Below are 21,713 nucleotides of genomic sequence, written 5' to 3'. Positions count from 1 at the left end.
ATCCATAAAGATTGCATCAAGTTTCATTATTTAATTGGAGGAATTTATATGAAAATTGACAGTCGAGTATTACCAGAATTAAAACAGGCTTTCTCACAATTTCCAGGCTTTCAATTAGAGGGGGATTTGGAGGCGAGTCGAAGTCTCTTGTCGAATCCACATTTGGAAAAATCAGAGCTTGTACACATGACCAAGCGAATGATTCCTGGCGCAGCCGGCGAGATGTTAGTTAAAATTTACGAACCCATTGAGAAAAATCTTGATAAACTTCCAGCTATGCTGTGGATTCACGGTGGTGGATACGTAATGGGCCACCCTGATATGGACGATGTTTTGTGTGAACGCTTTGTTCAGACTGCTGAATGCGTTGTTGTGTCTGTCGATTATCGACTTGCGCCCGAGCATCCTTATCCAGCGGCTATTGAAGATTGCTATGCAGGCTTGGTTTGGATGACAAATGAGGCAGAATCGCTTGGTATTGATGTGAATCGTGTTGCAATCGCCGGTGCAAGTGGAGGCGGTGGACTAACAGCAGCACTTGCGTTAATGGCTCGTGATAAAGGAGGTCCATCTATTGTTTTTCAGATGCCGCTGTATCCAATGCTTGATAGCCGCAACATAACACCATCAAGCTACGAGATTATAGAAGACAACGCAACATGGAATAGAGCAAACAATTTAACGGCTTGGAATATGTACTTGGGCAAGAAGAACGATACTAACAAACCATCTCCCTATGCCGTACCTTCGAGAGCAGACAACTTAGCAGGACTACCGCCAACTTATACATGTGTAGGTCAACTCGATTTATTCCGAGATGAAATCATTGAATATGTAACAAGACTTGCACAAGCAGGAGTAGATGTTGAATTTCATCTCTATCCCGGCTGCTTCCATTGCTTTGAAGTACTTGTGCCTGAAGCCGAAGTGAGTCAGCGTGCCAGTCAGAATTATTTTGATGCGATGGCACGAGCGCTTCATCCATAATTTATTTATCACCAATGATTATCAATAATTGAAATGCGAATGATTATAATAAAAAAGAACCTTCAATAGGTTCTTTTTTATAGTTGGTAAATATGTAATCAACAATAGATGGTAATAAAGATAAAAATTCAGACACTTTTTATTAATGGGCTAAGTTTTCTTAGGAAGAAATCTATTTCTCATGACTGATCGCTAGATATAATAGGACATATCATTTATTAATTTGGGTGGGTGATTTAGCTTTTTGAGTTTACCACACTTAAATTTAAATTTTGTTTAGGGACAAAATGTTAAAGTTATACATTCTGAATTAACAGAAAATTAAGGTGGTAAAAATCCTATTAAATCTTTTATCAGGTAAACTCATATTTCTTTGGCCTTATTTTCATGGTATTACCGAACGTTTATATGTCTCTAAGGGAAAGAAATACTTTAAGTTTTATTACCATCTAATGTTTGATTAAGATGGTAACATGAAAATAAAACGTTTACAACTAGAAAATAAAGAAAAAATATAAAAATTCGACTTTTTTCGACATTATGACTATGAGAGAAAGAATCTAAATTAAGTAAATCTTTTATTTAGAGGGGGGATTTATCTTATAAATAACGGTTAAAACATTTGCAAATGTTTCACGAGTAATTAAAAATGTCTAATATAAAATTATATTGTGACAATTTTAAACGAACATACTTTATAATTCATACTTAGACTATTGAACTATCCCCACTTTCACTTCATTTAGAAGAGGGGGATTCCTAAGTAAAGAGTTCTATCGAACTCTAATTTATTAGGCTATCTCCGCAGTCCTTGCGGTTAGAAGCCTTATCGCTTCATTCTTTAGATTAATACTTGCGTTAATATCCCTATCATGGTGAGTACGACAAGAAGGGCAGTCCCATTTACGCAGGTTTAGATTTTTAATGTTTTTGTTTTGATATCCACAATTTTAATGGGCTTATAAAGGGAATATACAAGGAAAAGGAAGGTGTAATCCTTCCTTTTCTTATCCAGTATGTCCATGTGAATATTTGATAATATTTACCGTACTTTGAGTACCTGTTGAAGAACTCGATCCAAAAGTTACTGTGACAACAATTAAGATACCAAGTAAGCTAACCGCTAATTTTCTCATTTTAATGCTCCTTTTTTAAACTTTTTTTCACTGGCTTTGCTAGCTTCATAAAAGTAATAGCTTGCTTTTACATGATTATTTTCTTTATAAAATTGGGTTGCTAATTTTTCAGTATATTCATTTATATACTCATATAGTTCTTCGCGTTCAAAATAAGAAATCCCTTCTAAAATGGCTTTTTCTACATCACTTGCACAACTATTAAGGTTCATTTTTTCTAAAATATTAAAGTGATGTATATAACCTTCAATACATAACTGAGTGGAAAGTTGTAGTCCCTTTTCAATTAGCTCTTGAGCTAATTGGTTTTCTCCTAATTTATAATGTTCTCTTGCCTCAATAAATAAAGCTTTATAATCACTTGGTAGTTTTTGATTAACTTCAGATAAATATCGTAATGCTAACTCAGAAAGGTTTTGTGTAGCATACATAAATCCTAGATTGTGACGGACAATTAAAATATTGTATTCTAAATTTTCTTTTTGGAATGCATCCATCGCTGAAATATAATGTTCTTCGGCTAATTCCCACTCTCTTAAATGAGTACATGCCAGCCCGTATAAGTTATTGCAAAAAGCAACTTTTAATTCATATCCCATGTGTTTTGAAAAGATATCTTTAGCTTTCATAACATGATTAATACATAAGATCGATTTATGTGTATGACAGTAGAAAACAGCCAATTCATAATGGAATTCAGCGTATTCAATTTCGTCAGGTATTGTTGATAATAAACTTTCAGCTTTATCAAAATGTATTCTTGCAAGACTATGATTACCCGTAACATTCGAATGTATTGCTTTAAAGAAGTGATAATAGTATGAAAGGAAGTCATCTGTAGGAGTCTCGTAAGCATCACATTGTTTAAAACTATCTTTAGAAATACTTAAACTATCAACTAGATATTGGTGTCTAAAATCAAGAAGTGAGTAGTATAATAGTATGGTTTGATTTTCTTCCATATCTTGGATTTTATTTTCGATTTCTTGTTTCAGTAATTGAGCGGCATCTACATGTCTGGCTCTAATTTCCTGATACCATTCATTTAATAAATGATTTATTTGTTCGTGTCCCTTTAATTGAACATTCATTGTTCAGTCTCATCCTCTCCATAGATACTATATAGCAATTAGTATCATAGCAGAGTTTTCCTCTATTAAAATCTATCAAACAGCATTTTTCAATATAAGACGGAATATTCTATTAATTAAATTCGGTTTAATTTTGGTTTAAATAGTATTTATTATTGTTATTTTTGTAAAAATAATCTCTTATTTAGGCTACAAAGCAGATAAGAAATATTTTCTCAACAGGATAAAAGGAGGTATTCATCTATAAGTACTATGTATAAGGAAAATAGAAATAAATAATAAAGGGGAATGTGAGATGATAGCATTAAAAAATGATTGGGATATAAAAGAAATTTCGGAAGAGAATGTAGATTTGTTAAAGGTTATGGCTCATCCAGTAAGATTACAAATTGTAAATGAATTAATGCATCATAAAAAATACAATGTTACACAGTTAACGGAAATAATAAGGCTCCCTCAATCTACTGTTTCACAGCATTTATCAAAATTGAGAAGAACTGTACTCCATACAGAAAGAAAAGGATTAGAAGTATATTATTATATTGGAAATGCTAAAGCTCGTCGGATTGTAGTAATTTTAGGTTTGCAGGTTAATAATATGCAAAAAAAGTTCCTTTTATAAAGTAAGGAACTTTTTTATTTATATATAATAATTTCATTTTGTAAGAATTACTGTGTAGATAAGAAAATATTGCTCATATAATTTCTGTACATTTCAAAGAAGTGTAATTAAATAAGGTCTACGTATTTATTTTCCATAGAACTTATCAAAAGCCCCTGAAAAGTAGGGGCTGGTTGTATAGATAAAGGTACATTTATTATAGGAATATATGTAAAATTAATTAATCATTAGTTTATTATTTCTGAATTAGTTGTAAAGCTTTCATCTGTTCTAAAAGAATTAAATTGTTTTGTTCAATCATCTTTGCCACTGCTTCAAAGTATGCTTGATTCTCAAGAACCTCAATCCGTTTCTCTTTAGGAAGTGATTGAAGTATTTCTTTCATTTCTTTACACTCGTATATGCTATTCTCTGAGTTGTCTATTAATTTATTGCGACGATTTGTGTATTCAAGTGCACCTAACGTCGCTAATGCGCGGGTATCTAGTCCTAGGATTTCCATGCATACATCTCCTTTCCTCTATAATAATTCGATAGGGAAAAGGAGATTCCTTTAGTGATTTGGTAGAGTTTTTATATTGCAATGCTTATAGGTGATTTTCCAACTGTTATTACTGTATTTACGGTATAGTCAACGGAGTTAAGAATTGTAACTGTATATTGTTCCGGCTGAGCAATATAGATGAATTGCCCATCAGGTGTAAATGTAGCGTCTGCTGGATTGTTGATGGAAATCGTTCCTGTGGATAGTTGTTGTGCTGTATCAATAATATTGATTTCATTGGTTGTTTTGTTTCCTAGCAATGCTACGGGTTGATTAGGTGAAAGAGAAAGGGTTCCATTTAAGATAAATGTATTTTCATCTTGTGGCTTGACTGTTAAACTCTTAAGTTTAAACCCACTAAAATTAAAGCAGCAATTAGAATCAGTTGTGTAAAAAACAATCTCATTAATGGAGAATTTGTGCCATTTAGAAAAAGCTGCTGGTCCTTGTCCATATTGATTTTGAACAGGAGAAATAGTACGCCATATATACGAACACTGTGTACTGGATAGGAAGCATCTGGTGAATTGGTTTGTAGTAGGCAAGGGTTCGGTGTTTGCAGTGTACATGGTTCAAATGTACATTTGAATCGCTCTGTATTCCATGTAACGGCAACGGTGTAATGCGTATCATTAATTATATATTCTTCAGGAGCTGTAATTAAAACCTCAAAATCTACATGTTGATTGCACGTACCTTGGCAAGGTAACATGGGCTTTACTTCCTTTATCAATAATTATGTGTTTTTTCATGGGGTCTATAAAGTTGATTACATACTGTATTAAAAAAATATTTTTAGAACCTATGCCTTTTAAAGAGATAATCATGTTTGAAAGGCTTGTCTTCTTTGATACAACATACAATTAGGTGGCAATGCTCTATATTATGATTCTTATTTCCTAATGCGTATACATATTGTGGTTATCTTAATCGTTAGAAGGTATAATCCAATAATGATAAAACATATTGAAGTGAGTAGAAGGTTAATCTCGATACGTTAAGTTTAATGATAGGGCACGCGATAAAGTGCTATTAAACTCGAGGAAGCCAAAGTATAAAAGGGGCATTTATTGCAGCTCGAATATCTATTACTGATTTATTGCATATAAAAAGTAGCTGCACAAAAGTACAGCTACTTTTTTCTCAAAAACATTATTATGCAAATAGCATACTTAACGTAAACTTGCGCTTAATGGTACTTGTGAATAAACTGTGAAATTGCTACCATAAGTACCGTGTCTAGAGAATGAAGAAGAAATTGAACTGTTCCAACTTTTGTAGGTAGATCCAGACATATCTGCTCTTAGTAGCACGTTTGAAAAGCTAGATTGGCTAAAAGAATTACGTCCAGTATCCTCCACACCCTGAACCATTTTTACTGGTTCATATTGAGAAAATGTACCATATACAGGCTGATTTGCGTATCTAGGGCTTCCATTTACATACATAGTAACCGTACCATTTCCGTTATTAACTAATTTAAGATTTACTCGATCACCATCTTTAATTGATGTATCATACTGTGTATTCCAATACTTACTGTTTTGACCGGATTCATTATATCCTGAATTAAGAAATACTTTATATCCACTTGATGTTTTTGAAATACCACCTTCAACTTTAGATGCTCCAATACCTAAATACCAATTTACATATCCATCCTTAACAACAACTGACTTTGGTAGATTTATATCAGCTGCAATCCCGGTATAGTTACTATTTGTAACACTTTTTACAGCACCTTCTGTAGCTGCAAAGCTTGTAGTTGAAAACATTGATAGAGAAATTAGAAGTGAACCAACTAGATACATCATTTTTTTCTTACTTTTCTTTAATACTTGATTCATTTTAGGTCCCCCTTATTTTTTATTGTTAAATTGCATTGAAAGTTGGCCAACTAACTATGACTTACAAAGCAAAGATACATCAGGTTTCATTGGATGTATATATTTTCCTGTTATAAGTCATTAAAACGTCAAATATATTAGGTGTTTCATATTTATCAATATAGATGGAGTTGACAGTTTAAAGTGGCATGTCTATTTAAATTCAAGAAGATTTTGTTGAAAATACTATTAAACCTATAAATGTGTTGGGGGATAATATGTACTACGATTCATTTAGGAGAGAAATATGGAATGAATATAGGGGGATTATTCAAAGGGGATATCTGAAATGTTTAGAAATGGATTTCCTATATAAAAGAAGAAAGGGGATCCAGCTATGGGAAATACAAATACAAGATCAAAGTTAGATAATGTAGCTATTGAAGTTGTTATAGAGGCATTAAAAGATGAAAATGAATGTTTACGTATGGAAATCGATTATATAAAAGAGTTAAAGGCCTTAGTTCAAAAAGAGAAGGAATTACAAAACAAGACAAAGTGGAAGTAATTTATCTTAAAGAGTTCGAAAGTATGAATTATTTTAAGACAGAATTAGCTAACTATATAGGTTATTACAATCACAAAAAAATTAAAGTACATTTAAAAGGAATGAGTCCAGTTTAATACCGGACTCACATTCAAACGGCCGCTTAATTTTTTGTTTAACTCTTTGGGTCCATTTCATCATAGGCAATTGATTGTTGGATTGCTACGCTTAGTGATTGTTATTCTTTAACTCATCTCATATTGCGTTTAGTTTAAGTACTGGGAATAAAAGAATAGGAATAGAAAAATTAATGTTTTGCTAAATAATCTGTTAAAGAAACTTAAAGGAATAACAAGTTCTCCTATTGTAAGGTTTTTGAGTTTATCCTTATTCGGTCTTCTTATTAATTCTTTAAATGTTTGGAAGTTTATTCTATTAACGAAAGACCAACTTGGCACAGCTTTTGTATCTGAACCTATTTTGAAAATGATATGAATACTATGTGCATGAAAACCGCTTATAATTAAAATAAGCAAAAATCCTAAGATAATAAACCAAGTCATTTTTCAATACCTCCTTGCAGTATTTAATATTAAGATATTAAAACTGCTGAGAAAGTGTGCTATTGTCCATGAAAAATATTGAAAATTTATTGAGGAAACATTGAGAATGTTGCAATGCTATTGATCGTTGAGGAGTTAATTATGCTTTTTCATTTGAAATTTATAGAAAAAGAAAATCAAAAAGAGAACAGTTGCGTGGACTGTTCTCTTAAGGAGCGGAAGTGCTGAACATTTTCAATGACAATGATTCAAGCATTCCGTTAATAGTATGTGCATATGTTTGCAGTTCATACAAGAAGGTAGCTAAAAAATAGCTACCTTGTCTCAGGGAGAATTCAAGAAAATTAGAGATTCATTATGGATACAGATTGGCTGTTACCAATCTATTCGTATTATTGGAAAGGATTCCGTAAATTATTCATAAGTTAAAATCTGACTTCATTATAGGTTCAGTGGTTGGCAAAGTAAAAAGAGCACTTTTGTAAAGTGCTCTTTTTAACATGTGTATTAGGACTTGAAAGAGGCATCAATGACAATTTAAAAGGAGATATCTCTATACAACATATGGATGTGCAATGGAAAGGTGACGATAAAAAGAAAAAGAGCAGTTAGATTGAACTAACTGCTCAGCTCCAGGGGAATTGGAGACTTGGTTATTTATAGTTTTGACGGAATTGCGGGGTATTATTCAATAGTAGATGTAAATGATATATTATTAGAAAAGATCAAAAGGTATACATAACTTTTATAGTGTATCAAAAATATTTTTTATACCTTTTGAAACGGGAAAGGGGTTACCACATACTATTATTACTAATGCGCAGAACTTGAGACGTGATGAACGTGTAGCTTTAGGAAATGGAAAACGGGGCTCTTCTTTACAAGAGGAATTAAAGAATATAGTTTCTGATTTTGAAAAAGCGGGATTTTCTAAAGAAACTATTAGAGGAACTTTAGAACAACAATATAGAATGCTTGATAAGTTAAAAGTAAAATATGAAAGGATTGAATATTAATGAGTATACTTGAGAACTTAAATGCAGTTTTCACTTTAGAAACACAAGAACCTCCAGCAACTAATGAAACGATTCGAGAATTACAAGGTTTTTCATCAATAGATGTTCCTTCAGATTATCTAGAGATAATTCAACATTGTACAGAGGCAGAGATTAATGTAAATAATGAAATATATATCCGTATTTGGAGTCCAGCGGGTTGTATAGAGATGAATGAAGCACATAATATCCAAAAATATATACCTAACTCACTTGCAATTGGTGATGATGAAGGTGGGAAAGTGTTATTATATGCAAATGGAAAAGAAGGATTCGGATTATATATGGTGGATTTTGGAGATTTAGATATCGAAGAAGCAATTAAAATATCACCTTCTTTGAAACTGTTATTAATGGATGGCGTAGGTGTAGAAAAGTTATTGTTATAATTTTAAGGACATATGAAAACCACTGTATTCTGAAAAGGTAATGTTAAAACATGTCTTATAAAACTTTATACAGCAAATGAAAAGAACCTACATTAGGTTCTTTTCATTTTGTTAATAATTATTTGTGTTATGCATTGAAACGGGGTAATGACATAACTTTTTAGTATTTCATTGTGTTAAATAGTTTCACCATGTGCATATTGAACAAAATCTACTTTTTCTTTTGATACAGGTTGTAAGTTTGTAGTGTTACTGAAGCTGAAAGATAAAAAACCTGTGACAATAGCAAAAATTAATAGAGATTTTTTCATTACTTTAAAGCTCCTTTCTCTGAAGCCTTTTTATCCGCTTCATTTGTCATGTGTAGATACTTGCTCGCTTTTTCATACGATTTTGACCCGTAAAACTTATTGCCTAAAATAGCTGAATAATCTTTTACGTATTTCCATAACTCTTCTTTCTTAAAATAACAAATTCCTGCCAAAATGATTTCTTCCAATTCATCTGTACTTATATTGTCATTTAATCCTTTTAGAATATTGAAATGATGATTATACTCTTCGTTTGAAATTTTTAATCCATTTTCAATATGCAACGTGACAGCATTTTTATCATTTAATTTGAAATACTCCTGCGCTAATAAGAACAATGTTTTTTGGTTATTTACAAGTGATCCATTTAGGTATTTTATTGCTAGTTCGGAAAGGTTTTGATCTGCGTACAATAACCCTAAATTATGTTTCACTTTTGCTGATAGTTTATCCTCGTCGTGTTTGTTGAAAGTGTTTAAAGCTGCAAGGAAGTGTTCTTCCGCACTTTCATACTGGCCGAGGGAAGTACAAGCAAGTCCAAGCGTGTTATTACAAGCAGCAACTTTGATATCGTAGCCTTCATGCTTTGAAAATAATTCTTTTGCCTTTGTAGTATATTTGACAGCTGGCAGTGGCTGATAAATATGATAGTGGAAAGAACCGAACATATAATTAAATTCAGCTATTTCAATTTCGTCTGGAATGTCTTTTAATAATGATTCAGCTTCTTCGTATTGTTCTTTAGCAGAAGTGTAATCTCCCATATTAATTGAATAAATTGCCTTGAAAAAACAATGATAGTATTTTAGAAAGGTATCTGCTTGATCGGGTATACGATCTATCTTTTCTAAACTTTCTTTATAGTTTTTAATGTCATGGGTAAGTAACTTATATCTAAAATCTAGTAATGAATAATAGATAAGGATGTTTTGGTCTTCAATTTGATGAAGTTTACTATCAATTTCTTTCTTGAAATTTGTGGATTTTAGTACATGTTGTGAAATGATGGATTGATACCAATTGTTTAGTAGATTTGTTATTTCTCCTTTGGAGACAGTTTGCACATTCATATTTAATCCCCTCACCCTATTAGTATATATTTCCATAATCTTACCAAGTTAGCGGAATTTCAAGGTGTCATTGTTGTTGAAAAATAATAAACGGAATATTCTGTTTTTAAAAATGGGTTCTGTGTATTTTATTTACTTGATTTTTATATGTGTACCTTTTGAAACGTAAAATAAGATCGACGAAATTAAAAGTTAATCGGTTCATTACTGTTTTTTTTTTTTTTTTTTTTTTTTTTTTTGAATATTCAGCAAAAGTGAATGATATGTTGTAAAATTTAGGTATACAATAAATTTATATAGGAAAGAAGGAATATTCATGTTCAATAATTATATAATCGCAAAAGACGAACTTTTTTATAAAAAACGTTTTTACAATGTATTAGCTTCAACTCCTCTTGTATTCATTTCACTAATAGCTATTTATTTATTAGATTTTGGATTAATTAATTTTGTAATCGTAACTGGCATTGCAATAATGACTTTAATAATTCAGTTCATTTATTATTATTCAAACTGGAAAAAACTTCTCAAGTGACTTTGGTAGGTTTCAAGATATATTGACTATTGATAAGTGGTATTATGTCAATTAAAGGTATATTAGGATGTAATTTTTTTGAAAACTATACACGGCTATTCTGTAATATTAAAGATAAGTAATAGTATAATAGGGGTAGGTATACTAGAAGACAGATAGGGGTAGCAGTATGGGTGAAAAGAAATTTATAAACTATGAGAAAGACCCAGAGTATTTAAACGACTATATAGCATTTACAAGTAAAAAGTTTGGAAAAACCTATTATTTGACTACAGACGTTAAGGGGTACACAGAGTATGAATTGGAAGCGTATAAGAAAAAGAAAAGAAAGAAAAATTGGATATACTTTGGTTGTTTTGTATAGTCTTGTCAGTAATAGAGGGGTATCAAAACGATGAACTAGTTGGGAAAGGTAAGCCAATAGAAGCACCTGTTCTTGGGAGACATGTTGAGACCGAATATCTTATCCTTGAACACCCTACTTTAGAATTGATTGTTGATGATAAAGTCAAAAAGTTATGGGTAAAGCAAGAGTTGTATGACAGTATAACTGTCATGGATAAGGTGAAGGTAATTGAATATAAAGGTGAGATTAAGTTAGACCCTAGATACAAAGGTGAAGACTTAATTATAAGGTTTATTAAAAAAGAAAAAGAAGTAGGAGAGTAAAATAAAAAAGGTGTGGCATTAGTATGGAGATGAAAGATAAGGGGCAAGAAATTAAATCAAAAGAATAAAACGATAAGCCTTTAGCTTTTTGTTTTATTCTTTTCATTGTACTCGGGTGTTTTTGCCCAAATCCCCGAGATGGGGGAATTAGCTCATGATTATCAAGCTAAGAAATCCATTGTTCGCCAAAACTAAAAAAAATGACCTGAATTTTCATAAATAATGGTTGTAGTAATATGGAATTTTTTTAGGAATACCCCAAAGTGTTAGCTAGATAAGCATAATCCTTAGCTTCTTTTATAAACAATACAACTATTATTGATATAACAGCAGTTCGGACAGCAAGCGAACCTATTAGAAATGAAAAAGAGACTCGGTGATCGTATAAATCTAAGAAACAAATTAATAGAAGAGGATATTAAAGAAATAAATTAATAAGAGAAGATATGAAAGATCGGAAGGAGTGTGAAGAAAGGATAGAAAAGAGGTTAGAGCTAAGGGATGATAATCTTATGAAGATGGTCAGGGAGATTCAAGATGCTAAACGTACTATTGTATCAGCTCAGGAAGAAATAGCGGCAGCCGAGTTGAAGAAAAAGTCTTGGTGGATGTTTTGGAAATAAGTATCATTTTTTAGGGTATTTTACTGTTTTCGCTCAAATGGATTGTCTTATACATCTAAGTTGTTTCTACATAAATATCTGTAATCTCTCCTATTACTGTATCTAAAAAAAATTTGCAACAGAACCAATAAACTGTTATAAGAAGTATTTAAAGTAATAACAAATAGGTATAATAATTCCCACTATAGAAAATACAATACTTCCTAAATTAAATGCAGAAAGTTTTGTACGATGGACTTGAATTTCACCTAAATCTACCCCTCCACTAAAATGCTTATCCATAACTTTAGCGACGTTTTGTTGTTGATTAACAAAATAAGGTATTAACCATATACAGCAGAACAAAATAATACTACCAAAAAAGAGTGTGTCAATAATTGAAGCTTTCCAATTTAATGAAGTAATGACTATGAGAACAAATTCGACCACCATAACAATTATCATAGTTACTACATATTTAGATTTTTCAGAAATGTTTTTAAATAAATTCTCGTCCAGAGTTTTTTCTACTTTTGTCCATATTACACTGATTAACACGATTAGGCTAATTAAGAAAATAGTAAATAAAGCTTTAACTAAAAGATACTCAAACACTACCAACACCACCTAATAATTTCTAAATTAGAATATAAAGTTATTTTTTTAACTCTATCAAAAGATTAAATTCAATAATCTATTAACTAGCTTATCTACAAATTTATTGATTTAAAGCTACAACGCTATATGTATTAGTTATATAGGATAAGATCTCCTGAAATTCCTTTTCTAATATATATATCTTCTACGCATTGTTGGACTTCAATTAGGACTTTTCTATCTTTATTTGGTCCGGAAAATCGAATAGTTACCATGAAATACCAAAAATTACCCTTAGCAATTAACAGTATAATATACTGTTAGAAAAAATGGAATATTTAAATATTTTTTATTGATAATAATATGAATTATTAGAATGCTTATAATTATTGTATGGATTAAAGATAACTCATCTGTGGTGATCTTTATTCATTTTTTTCTAGAGTTTATATTAACTTAGAAAACTTTGTAACAGAAGCATATATAAGATCAAATATGATACAAGCAATATCACAAGTTTTTTATTTTTTTACAGTAACCATTTGTTAGTAAATTCCCCCTATTAATTTGGGGTATTATGTTATTTTTTCATCAATTTACAATTGCAGGTTGAACTATTATATAATCTACAGAGTTATGGTGATATTTAGGTAAATAGAAGTAGTTGAGGAGGACGTAGTGATATGAGCACAGATATTTTAATGCATGGAGCAGCTATGCAACAACTTAATGATTTTTATCAAATGATGTTGTCGCAGCAAATTATAAAAGCAACTGAAGTAAAAAAAGAAATAGATGAAAAAATTGAACAGATTAAGCATGCAGAACAAAAAGAAAATCAAAAAGCGGGTTATCCAATATTAGATGTACAAGAGGGGAAAGAATTCTGGAAAATGTCAAAAGAAAAAAGGAGTCGAATAACGACTCCATTTTAAATGGGATAGCTTTATTATCAGAAATATTACCTACTGAAATACTTTTTCAATTGTAGGCATAACAGCGATTGGTGGTAGAGATTTAGTCCATGCAGCTGCATATATATTTAACTTTTCACCTAAAGTGTAATCTTCTCCATTGGAAACAGGAACTCTTAGAATCTTATTCTGGGAAACTAGCTCCCACCAATCAGTTTGATACGCAAGTGCTTCATCTTTTGTAGAAGTAGCTGCAACTACTAAATAATTGATGTCTACCGAGATAACATATCCAGTAAAAGGTTCTTGCTCTTGGTTTTGAATAGAGTGAACAGGTGTAGCGCTTCCAGAAGAATTATTTGAATCTGCAAAGGCTGGTGTTAATCCGAAAGTGAATCCACATCCTAATGTTAAAGCTGTTATGGTTGTTACTAATTTTTGATTGTTTGTAAACATGATATATCCCCCTTATATTTTATCCCTTCACTATTCACTTTCTAGTTGTACACATATAAAGCCTTTTAATATTAGGATATTTAACAATTATGTCACAAATATCCCATAAATGTTAATATTATCTATTAATAGGGATGGATTTATGTTATAATTCACTAGGTGAACTATTATTGTTCCTTTCATCTCTTGATGAATGTATACCCTTCCTTAATTTTAAATATGTTCAATTTTATTGGTGAAGAGGAGAGAGATCCCTCTTCTTTTTTCTGTTCATAACATAAGATTTTATATTATGTTATGAACAGAAAAAGAACCCTATGGGGTTCTTTTCCCAGGCATATTAACAGTAAGGAGAGTAATGAAGTGCTAATTTCAAATCTTTATTAGGTGAAAGATTTGAAAAAGCTTATGTCATTATTTTTACACATATGTAATATATAGTAAATTGATAATGTTTTAACTTACTATTACTAATATTCAATTAAGATAGTTAACACTATTTATATGTTGTTAACTATCATGTTCGGCATGGAATACTTAAAAAATGTAACAAAAAGCTTTTTGGGAATTTATTGCTGGTTATAAACGATTTAAAAATAAAACTAATCAATAAAGACCCTGTAGAAAATACAGGGGTAATGGATAACATAGCTTCTTACCAACTCAGTAGCATATATTTTTTAAGAGCTTTACTAAGTTTTTTGAAAGATTTAAGAACAAGAAGAAAGTTTTTAATGTTAGAATTCTGGAAACATTAGGGTAGAAATTTAATGTTTTCGGAAAAAAAGAATTGACTTCTATATTAGTTGTAACTAGAATGGTTACATAACGATGTAATCAATTCAGTTACAACTAATGACTGCTTAAAATAAAAATATGATTTATATATTTAATTAAGAAGGGTGGTCCACACGTTGCCACCGGGTGTAGAAAGTTACTAACGCATTCAAATTAATGAATAATCCTAACTTTAGTAATTTCTAATACTGGGCAATAATGTGCAACGTTATCTTTTGTTAAAAACCTTGGTTAATCTTTCTTTGGAAATATTAGTTTTTGGGGAATATAGTAAGGTAACTCAAAAAGAACAAGGTATAAAAAGATGTACTTATATAAACCAAAAAGTTAGCTGAGCTGGATAATAAAAATAAAGGTAGGAGATTTAAATGGAGACGAAACAAGATAACCTTATTTACGTATGGGACGCATATTGTGGATGGTGCTATGGCTTTTCGGAAAGTATTAAAGGATTTTATAAAAACCACACCGAAGTGCCATTAACAGTTTTATGTGGTGGATTATTTTTAGATAATCTACCAATGAAAAATTTCTCATATATAGAAGAGGGAAATAAAAGAATTAATCAGCTTACAGGTGCAGAATTTGGTCCTTCATATCAAAAATTGGTGGAAGAAGGTACTTTTAAAATGAATTCGAAAGATGCTGCAATTGGTTTTTCGGCATTACGCTCATTAGCGCCAGACCGTTTGCTAGAATTCACTTCGGCTATGCAAAAAGCGTTTTATTTTGAGGGACAAAGTCTAAGTGATCCTGAAACATATCGTAAGATCGCAATTGAGCATGGTTTGGACCCTGAACAAGTGCTAGAGCGTTTAAACGCTCAAGAAACATTAATAGATGTCCAAAATGATTTCAATAAAGTTCGACAGCTTGGTGTTAATAGTTATCCTTCATTACTTTTACAAAAGGAGAATCAAATTATTCCTATTGGTGGTGGGGTGATGACACCAGATAAAATCGAAGCACGTTTTAAAAATTTATATTAAAAAATTTTAAGCTAAAGTATATAGCATTTAACATTTTAAAAAAGGCTAGAAGTGGATGAACTTAAACCCTTTTATAACAGTCATAGTTTTAACTTGTTTTTAAAAAGAGTCCAATTTTAATTTTTCTATAGACTATAGTAGTAAACATGTTATCTTAAGCCAACGGACATTCATCTCTCACCTATTTGTTGGTGCTATCACACTTTCAGGTAAATTGAAGAGGGAACTTCTGGCGGAACAAGATAAGAATATGTTAACTATTTAATAACCTTAACAAGGGAGAATAACATTCTATGTTTAAAACAATTGATACAAATCAAAAAGATGTAAAATTGACGGTGTTTAATTCAGACGAAAAAAGTTTCATGGTCACTGCAACCTTAGTTGAGAAAGCGGGACATGCATTTTTAATAAACTCAAAATTTACTCAGTCTGATTCGAAAGAAATTGTTGAGTATCTGAAAAAAAACGACTTATCTTTAGATAAAATCTTTATTATTCATGGGGATCCTGATTACTACTTTGGATTAGAGAGTATTAAAGCTACTTACCCAGAAGCTATAGCGTATGCTACAGAGTCTACTGTTGAACATATTGTTCATTCTGTCTTAGGTAAATTAAAAGTTTGGAAAGACGCCCTAGGAGAAAACGCACCAAGTAACGTAGTATTACCTCAAGTGTTTAAAGAAAAAGCTATTGATTTTCAAGGGTTAACATTTGAACTAGTAGGCTTAGATCATTACAGAACTAGCTTATTTAATAAAGAGCTAAAATTATTAATTGGTGGTATTGATGTATTTAACGAAATACATGTATTCTTAGCGGATACTAGCTCAAAAGCGGCAATGGAGGCATGGATTGAAAACTTGAAAGTATTACAAGCATTACATGCTGACATAATTGTACCTAGCCATGGATCAATTGAAAAATCTTTAAATAATCAGGCACTTACTGCAACTATGGATTACCTAAGAACTGCGGTTCAAGCTTCTGAGGAAAGTAAAACTTCAAAAGATTTTGTGGCAAAACTTGAAGCAGCATATCCAGGTTATGCAAATAAAGGTGTATTAGAATTAAGTGCAAAAGTTGTAACAAAAGAAATGCCTTGGGGCTAATGCCATGAATAAATATCAAAAACTATTACATGAAACGTATGTGTTAACTGGCGAAGGTAAATTGGACGCGTTCAAAACGTATTTAAGTGAAAATGTATCTTGGACAGAAGCTGCTGGGTTTCCATATGCAGGTACTTATATAGGTCCAGATGAAGTAGTGAAAAATGTACATGAACGCCTTGGCACGGAATGGGATAATTATAGCGCTAAAGATGAAATTTATGCATTTAATAACAATACTGTTATCGTTTATGGAAAATATAGTGGAACATATACAGCTACAGGGAAATCGTTCATAGCAGATTTTTGTCATCTTTATGAATTTGATGAGAACGATAAGGTTAAGAAGTTTATTCAAATTGTGGACAGTGCAACTGTTAATGAGGTATTAAGGTAGAGTTAATTGTTACTAACATATCTTGTATAAGGAGTAGTGTTAGGAAAAAAGAATTTTCCTGACATTACCCTTACATTATATTTTGGGGAAGGTTTCTCCTTCTTCAAGCTTTTTATAGAAGAAAACTTATTTAAGTAGAAGAGGTAGGTATATATGAAATTAGAGAAAAATTTAATCATAACAATTATTTCTGTGTTTATTTTAGGAGTAGTTTCGACTTTGGTATATCAAGCTTCCACCGGTAATAACAAAGGTAAATCAATAAAGAGTGAGAATGTTGCTTCTGTATCAAAAGAAGTGAAAGAAAATGAGAAGAATAAAAAAATGGTAGTTGATTTCTATAATGAAGTTTTTAATAAACACAATATCGATATTATCCCTAAATATGTTAGCGAAGATTATAAGCAACATAATCCTTTTGTTGCTGATGGACGAAAAGCCTTCATGGATTTCTTTAAGGAGGATTTTGTTAAAAATCCTAATTCCTCTGCAGAGATTAAACGTGTAGTAGCTGAAGGGGATACAGTTGCTCTTCATGTACATTCTCGTACTAATTCTCAAGATAAGGGAGTTGCTATAGTGGATTTATTTCGTATAAAGGATGGTAAGATTGTTGAACACTGGGATGTAATTCAAGAGATTCCAAGTGAAGCGGCTAATGATAATACGATGTTTTAGGTAGAATATATATCTAATAATTGTATAATTGGTAGTGCTGTATAGAATTTAGAAATTTAGATAAGTAAAGGAGATTTAATTTATTGTTATTTGTATTTTTTTATGTACTACTATTCGAGTACATATCATTTCAGGCGGTTTTCTTTTATACTTCTATATCTTTCCCCTCTGCTACCACTGTATCTCTCCACAACACAAGTAGTTTTCTAAATTCAGAGGTTTCAATTTTACATTGGTTATTTGGGGCACTCATAAAGAAGTTAATAGCACTGGTATAATTAGGTTCAATGTAGACTGCTGCTACGTTCCCTTCTATTTCATATTGCGGAACTGTTTGGTCAACTGCATTATCCAAAATCTGTATATACTCGTCTGCCTCATCATCTAAAATATCTTCTAAAAAATGAGAAATTATAGAAATCTCCTTTGGCAAACGTATTCTCAATCCGCCAAGTCCATCACGATAAAATTCGTATGTATATTTCATATTTTACCTCCTTGTATAAATAGGATATGCGGTTATTATCTCATTATTTTTTATAATCATTTCTACTTTAAATCCGAGAGATGTTTGTCCTGTATATCTAACTGTATCGACTTAAATCTTATTATTGTATGCTTCTTTGATAGAATCAAGTACCTGTACTCTATCCCAATCACTAGGGGAAAATGAAGAAAGCGCGGTTTTTGCTTCACCGTCTACTTTTACTTTATATACTCCCACAGAATTTGGTGCATGGGAAGCGGTTGAAGATACCATAGAAGGATTTAAGGAACTTGGTAAATGGGGAAACGTGGGAAATACCGCGTTGCATCTTATTGATACACTTAGTACTATGTATAATGCATTGTCAGATTCATTTATTAATGATGTAATAAATGGGGAAGTTATGCTGTTACACAAATTGGGCTTGGACTCATGATCCTTACTTTGTCAAGGTAGCGCTCTCCCTGCTGAGCTATGGGGTCCCAACAAACGGTACAATCGTTGCTTAATAAACGGTTAATTGCAAAGTACAGGTTGTGAGGATTGCCAAAAAGGTGCGGTAAAGCTAACAGAGAACAGACTTAATGTGTTACAGGCGTTAGGGTAATACGAGGATATTGATTATATATGGGGGTAAATAAGTTGAAAAGCATTGAAGTTCTAAATACATACATTGAAGGGTTTTCTGATGCTCTCCCTACGTGGTTAAAGCATCTAATCGAGGCAGAGGAGATACATCAAAACTATGAGAATGTACAGGTACTTGGTGCATTAAAAACAGATGTGGTGTTGTACTATGTACACCGTACGCTGCAAGTGTTAGAGGGGTTGTCTTTAGATGAAGAAGCTTATCGCATTATTGAACAAGTATTAACGTATAGTGAGCTTGCAAAGGTAGGCTCTTTAAAACAGCGGGAGCAATGGAAGAAAAACGGGATTAACCTATTGGTACATAACGAAGGTTCTGCGGATATCTTTAGTGATATTCAGTTTATCGAACGTATAGAGACAAACTTAAATTCTACTGAGTATTTGTTTGTTCGAGATTTAATTAGAACACATGGATTAATCGGGCAGTATATCCGCGGGGAGGCTCGTTTAGATTCTCATGTTGATTTGATTAACACATATAAAGAAGAATACGGAGACGTTAGGTTAAAGGAGATTCTATACTATCTTAACCAATGTATTATTGAGGGCGTATCAAAATCCTTGTGGAGTGAAGTAAAGAACGATGTGAAGATTACAATTGATGGGCTATTTGATGGCTATGTGGAGCCATTTACTTCTCGCATACATAGACTCACGCCAAAACATAAGGAGTCAGCATTTGAAAAAGATATAATTATGGGGAGCGAGAAGAGTGGCGTTCAAACCTTCTTATCTGATAAGGATTTATGGTATGTAGAACCGTCTATGCATGCTCTTAGCTTCGAGGATATCTGGACAGTTTTTATTATGTTAAAGAACAAAATAGGCACTGGAAAGGTTCAGCATATCCATTTCGAGAAATTGATGCAGCAGTTGCACTATGATTTCAAAGGCGAGAAGAAGGACAACTTGTATCGTAAACGGGTTATTGAGAAGTATCTACGGGAGTACCGTGAGAACGAGAAGCCGGATACAACGCATGTTTCCTTTGAGGTTAAAGTCGATGAAGATATGAAGACTGCGTATGTGTCGTTTCAGTTTTCAGCTGTAGGTGAGGCGTTAATTACCTTCTGTGTAGAGGCGGAAAAGGTAGATATGATGCATGCTCGGGCAAACGTGCTACTGTTTGATTTCTTCGGGTTACGTAAGGACGCGTATGATAGATTCCATAACGAAGAAGTGTATCTGGAGCATATGAATAGTTCGGCGGATGATAAACGAATTATTCTTGATTATATAAAGGGAGATACGGTTGTAGATGTCGGAGCCGGTGGTGGTGTCATGCTAGACATGATTGAGGAAGAGACCGAGGATAAACGAATCTACGGTATCGATATTTCTGAAAACGTGATTGAAACGTTGAAAAAGAAGAAGCAGACCGAGGGTCGTTCTTGGGACGTCATTAAAGGGGATGCAATCAACTTAAGCAGCTCGTTTGATAAAGAATCGGTTGATACGATTGTATATTCTTCTATCCTTCATGAACTATTCTCTTATATCGAGCATGAAGGTAAGAAATTCAATCATGAAGTAATTAAAAAGGGGCTGCAGAGTGCCTACGAGGTGTTAAAGCAGGGAGGTCGTATTATCATTCGTGATGGCATCATGACCGAAGATAAAAAGTTAATGCGTGTGATTCGTTTTAAAGATGCCGGCGGAATGAAGTTCTTAGAGCAGTATGTCCATGAATTTAAGGGTCGTATAATCCAATATGAGGTACTTGCAGACAATACAGTCAAAATGCCTGTTAACGATGCGATGGAGTTCTTATATACGTATACCTGGGGCGAGGATTCCTTCGTTCATGAGGTACAGGAGCAGTTTGGAATATTTACGCCAAACGACTATAAGGATTTCGTAAAGGGTATCTTTGGGGATAAAGTAAACATTGTTCAAGCTATGAACTATTTGCAGGATGGATATACTAGTCATCTTAGCGAGAAAATTGAGTTTAAAGATGAGTCTGGGAATGCAGTTGCGCTACCGGATAGTACGTTCTTTATGGTTTTAGAAAAGGTGAAGTAATGGGTATTGATATAAATAAAGTATAAAGGGGTAAAGGGCAATGGAAATCTTAGAAATGCAATACACAAAGGAAGATAGAACATCTTTACAATCTAGGGTTGTCGAGCGCTGATGATGCACTTTGTTTATTCATTTTAAAAACTCCTAATATTAAATTATATAAGACAGAGGAATCGCTGGGAAGCGGTAAATAAGGAAGAATTGTATAAAAATGAGGTTTGATTTGAAAACGGCTTTCCAAATCGGTTTATATTGCGTTTTGATGAAGGAATTAATACAATAGGTCTTATTTATTATAAAAACGCATGTAAAGATGAATACAGGCTTTACATGCGTTTTTTAGGGTTTTTAGGGAAAATAAAAGGGTACTCATTATTTATGGCTTGAACTACCCCCACTTTCACTTCGTTTAAAAGTGGGGGATTCCTAAGTAAAGAGTTCTATAGAACTCTAATTTATTAGGCTAACCCCGCAGTCCTTGCGGTTAGAAGCCTTATCGCTTCATTCTTTAGATTGATACTTACGTTAATATCCCTATCATGGTGTGTATGGCAAGAAGGGCAATCCCATTTACGTAGGTTTAGATTTTTAACGTCTTTGTTTTGATATCCACAACAAGAACATAATTGGCTTGAAGCAAATGTTTTCGATACGACAAT

General features: G+C 32.3%; 24 protein-coding genes and 5 pseudogenes. 17 read left to right on the top strand and 12 right to left on the bottom strand.

Annotated elements, in window-relative coordinates; translation table 11 throughout:
* The first annotated feature begins 48 nt into the window (after positions 1-48).
* The gene (locus DPQ31_RS27275) at positions 49-987 is read left to right on the top strand and encodes an alpha/beta hydrolase (protein WP_208731260.1); all 939 of its coding nucleotides are present in this window, start codon (positions 49-51) and stop codon (positions 985-987) included.
* Between the two features lie 791 nt (positions 988-1,778).
* Here the strand turns inward: DPQ31_RS27275 and DPQ31_RS27270 are convergent.
* Both DPQ31_RS27270 and DPQ31_RS27265 read right to left on the bottom strand, forming a co-directional pair.
* A pseudogene (locus DPQ31_RS27270) lies at positions 1,779-1,934 on the bottom strand (zinc ribbon domain-containing protein); the annotation flags it as partial.
* Positions 1,935-2,119: 185 nt separating this feature from the next.
* On the bottom strand, positions 2,120-3,214 hold the full coding sequence (locus DPQ31_RS27265; protein ID WP_199633723.1) for a Rap family tetratricopeptide repeat protein: 1,095 nt from the start codon (positions 3,212-3,214) through the stop codon (positions 2,120-2,122).
* Positions 3,215-3,509: 295 nt separating this feature from the next.
* On the opposite strand from DPQ31_RS27265, the gene DPQ31_RS27260 reads away from it, so the two are divergent.
* A complete protein-coding gene (locus DPQ31_RS27260; protein ID WP_208731259.1) occupies positions 3,510-3,836 on the top strand; it encodes an ArsR/SmtB family transcription factor in 327 nt (108 codons plus the stop codon).
* A gap of 235 nt (positions 3,837-4,071) precedes the next feature.
* On the opposite strand, the gene DPQ31_RS27255 is transcribed toward DPQ31_RS27260, so the two are convergent.
* The 3 genes from DPQ31_RS27255 to DPQ31_RS27245 all read right to left on the bottom strand — a co-directional run bounded on the left by DPQ31_RS27255 (position 4,072) and on the right by DPQ31_RS27245 (position 6,227).
* Positions 4,072-4,338: a hypothetical protein gene (locus DPQ31_RS27255; protein ID WP_208731258.1), complete on the bottom strand. Its 267-nt coding sequence runs from the start codon at positions 4,336-4,338 to the stop codon at positions 4,072-4,074.
* A 376-nt stretch (positions 4,339-4,714) separates the two neighbouring features.
* Complete coding sequence (locus tag DPQ31_RS29485) at positions 4,715-5,092, bottom strand: hypothetical protein (protein ID WP_232353609.1); 378 nt, start codon at positions 5,090-5,092, stop codon at positions 4,715-4,717.
* A 460-nt stretch (positions 5,093-5,552) separates the two neighbouring features.
* Positions 5,553-6,227, bottom strand: a complete 675-nt coding sequence (locus DPQ31_RS27245) for a hypothetical protein (protein WP_106081079.1) — start codon at positions 6,225-6,227, stop codon at positions 5,553-5,555.
* Between the two features lie 376 nt (positions 6,228-6,603).
* On the opposite strand from DPQ31_RS27245, the gene DPQ31_RS27240 reads away from it, so the two are divergent.
* Complete coding sequence (locus DPQ31_RS27240; protein ID WP_176569475.1) at positions 6,604-6,774, top strand: hypothetical protein; 171 nt, start codon at positions 6,604-6,606, stop codon at positions 6,772-6,774.
* Positions 6,762-6,890, top strand: a pseudogene (locus tag DPQ31_RS27235) (IS3 family transposase); the annotation flags it as partial. The gene DPQ31_RS27240 and the pseudogene DPQ31_RS27235, both read left to right, overlap by 13 nt.
* A 129-nt stretch (positions 6,891-7,019) precedes the next feature.
* On the opposite strand, the gene DPQ31_RS27230 reads toward DPQ31_RS27235, so the two are convergent.
* On the bottom strand, positions 7,020-7,316 hold the full coding sequence (locus DPQ31_RS27230; protein WP_106081078.1) for a hypothetical protein: 297 nt from the start codon (positions 7,314-7,316) through the stop codon (positions 7,020-7,022).
* Positions 7,317-8,143: 827 nt separating this feature from the next.
* Here DPQ31_RS27230 and DPQ31_RS27225 point away from each other — a divergent pair.
* Positions 8,144-8,332, top strand: a complete 189-nt coding sequence (locus tag DPQ31_RS27225) for a hypothetical protein (protein ID WP_098179939.1) — start codon at positions 8,144-8,146, stop codon at positions 8,330-8,332.
* Entirely contained in the window at positions 8,332-8,760 is a 429-nt protein-coding gene (locus tag DPQ31_RS27220; protein ID WP_098145065.1) for an SMI1/KNR4 family protein, read from the top strand. The genes DPQ31_RS27225 and DPQ31_RS27220 overlap by 1 nt, the downstream gene beginning before the upstream one ends.
* A 176-nt stretch (positions 8,761-8,936) precedes the next feature.
* On the opposite strand, the gene DPQ31_RS29480 is transcribed toward DPQ31_RS27220, so the two are convergent.
* Together DPQ31_RS29480 and DPQ31_RS27215 are read right to left on the bottom strand one after the other, a co-directional pair.
* Positions 8,937-9,071 carry a hypothetical protein gene (locus DPQ31_RS29480; RefSeq protein WP_254903127.1) on the bottom strand — a complete coding sequence of 45 codons (135 nt, stop codon included), beginning with the start codon at positions 9,069-9,071 and terminating at the stop codon, positions 8,937-8,939.
* Positions 9,071-10,141 (bottom strand): Rap family tetratricopeptide repeat protein, encoded by a 1,071-nt coding sequence (locus DPQ31_RS27215; RefSeq protein WP_085450949.1) that lies wholly within the window; start codon positions 10,139-10,141, stop codon positions 9,071-9,073. Before DPQ31_RS27215 ends, DPQ31_RS29480 begins: the two co-directional genes overlap by 1 nt.
* Positions 10,142-10,457: 316 nt before the next feature.
* Here DPQ31_RS27215 and DPQ31_RS29475 point away from each other — a divergent pair, with 316 nt between their 5' ends.
* The 4 genes and pseudogenes from DPQ31_RS29475 to DPQ31_RS27205 all read left to right on the top strand — a co-directional run.
* Positions 10,458-10,676: a hypothetical protein gene (locus DPQ31_RS29475; RefSeq protein WP_061531659.1), complete on the top strand. Its 219-nt coding sequence runs from the start codon at positions 10,458-10,460 to the stop codon at positions 10,674-10,676.
* Between the two features lie 169 nt (positions 10,677-10,845).
* Positions 10,846-11,040 (top strand): hypothetical protein, encoded by a 195-nt coding sequence (locus DPQ31_RS29470; RefSeq protein ID WP_261797476.1) that lies wholly within the window; start codon positions 10,846-10,848, stop codon positions 11,038-11,040.
* Positions 11,041-11,042: 2 nt separating this feature from the next.
* The gene (locus tag DPQ31_RS29465) at positions 11,043-11,345 is read left to right on the top strand and encodes a hypothetical protein (protein WP_257142536.1); all 303 of its coding nucleotides are present in this window, start codon (positions 11,043-11,045) and stop codon (positions 11,343-11,345) included.
* 339 nt (positions 11,346-11,684) lie between these two features.
* Positions 11,685-11,968: pseudogene (locus tag DPQ31_RS27205) on the top strand (DUF3967 domain-containing protein); the annotation flags it as partial.
* 135 nt (positions 11,969-12,103) lie between these two features.
* On the opposite strand, the gene DPQ31_RS27200 reads toward DPQ31_RS27205, so the two are convergent.
* Complete coding sequence (locus tag DPQ31_RS27200) at positions 12,104-12,562, bottom strand: hypothetical protein (RefSeq protein WP_208731257.1); 459 nt, start codon at positions 12,560-12,562, stop codon at positions 12,104-12,106.
* 665 nt (positions 12,563-13,227) lie between these two features.
* On the opposite strand from DPQ31_RS27200, the pseudogene DPQ31_RS27195 reads away from it, so the two are divergent.
* Positions 13,228-13,416, top strand: a pseudogene (locus DPQ31_RS27195) (hypothetical protein); the annotation flags it as partial.
* Positions 13,417-13,509: 93 nt separating this feature from the next.
* On the opposite strand, the gene DPQ31_RS27190 reads toward DPQ31_RS27195, so the two are convergent.
* Positions 13,510-13,914 (bottom strand): DUF3221 domain-containing protein, encoded by a 405-nt coding sequence (locus tag DPQ31_RS27190; RefSeq protein WP_208731256.1) that lies wholly within the window; start codon positions 13,912-13,914, stop codon positions 13,510-13,512.
* Positions 13,915-15,080: 1,166 nt separating this feature from the next.
* On the opposite strand from DPQ31_RS27190, the gene DPQ31_RS27185 reads away from it, so the two are divergent.
* The 4 genes from DPQ31_RS27185 to DPQ31_RS27170 all read left to right on the top strand — a co-directional run bounded on the left by DPQ31_RS27185 (position 15,081) and on the right by DPQ31_RS27170 (position 17,891).
* On the top strand, positions 15,081-15,701 hold the full coding sequence (locus DPQ31_RS27185; protein ID WP_097879202.1) for a DsbA family protein: 621 nt from the start codon (positions 15,081-15,083) through the stop codon (positions 15,699-15,701).
* Between the two features lie 293 nt (positions 15,702-15,994).
* A complete protein-coding gene (locus tag DPQ31_RS27180; protein ID WP_098179936.1) occupies positions 15,995-16,816 on the top strand; it encodes an MBL fold metallo-hydrolase in 822 nt (273 codons plus the stop codon).
* Positions 16,817-16,820: 4 nt separating this feature from the next.
* Entirely contained in the window at positions 16,821-17,213 is a 393-nt protein-coding gene (locus tag DPQ31_RS27175; protein ID WP_053446117.1) for a nuclear transport factor 2 family protein, read from the top strand.
* A gap of 153 nt (positions 17,214-17,366) precedes the next feature.
* Positions 17,367-17,891, top strand: a complete 525-nt coding sequence (locus DPQ31_RS27170) for a nuclear transport factor 2 family protein (RefSeq protein WP_208731255.1) — start codon at positions 17,367-17,369, stop codon at positions 17,889-17,891.
* Positions 17,892-18,036: 145 nt separating this feature from the next.
* Here DPQ31_RS27170 and DPQ31_RS27165 read toward each other — a convergent pair whose 3' ends face one another.
* Complete coding sequence (locus DPQ31_RS27165) at positions 18,037-18,378, bottom strand: hypothetical protein (RefSeq protein WP_106081073.1); 342 nt, start codon at positions 18,376-18,378, stop codon at positions 18,037-18,039.
* Positions 18,379-18,622: 244 nt separating this feature from the next.
* Between DPQ31_RS27165 and DPQ31_RS29890 the strand changes: the two are divergent.
* Positions 18,623-18,813: pseudogene (locus DPQ31_RS29890) on the top strand (hypothetical protein); the annotation flags it as partial.
* A gap of 192 nt (positions 18,814-19,005) precedes the next feature.
* A complete protein-coding gene (locus DPQ31_RS27160; protein ID WP_208731254.1) occupies positions 19,006-21,054 on the top strand; it encodes a class I SAM-dependent methyltransferase in 2,049 nt (682 codons plus the stop codon).
* A 458-nt stretch (positions 21,055-21,512) separates the two neighbouring features.
* On the opposite strand, the gene DPQ31_RS27155 is transcribed toward DPQ31_RS27160, so the two are convergent.
* Positions 21,513-21,713 (bottom strand): zinc ribbon domain-containing protein (locus tag DPQ31_RS27155; RefSeq protein WP_208731253.1); only part of this gene is annotated, 201 nt, incomplete at its 5' end.

The sequence above is a fragment of the Bacillus sp. COPE52 genome, from assembly GCF_003355115.1.
Lineage (GTDB): Bacteria > Bacillota > Bacilli > Bacillales > Bacillaceae_G > Bacillus_A > Bacillus_A toyonensis.
This window is presented reverse-complemented; position numbering and strand designations above follow the sequence as displayed.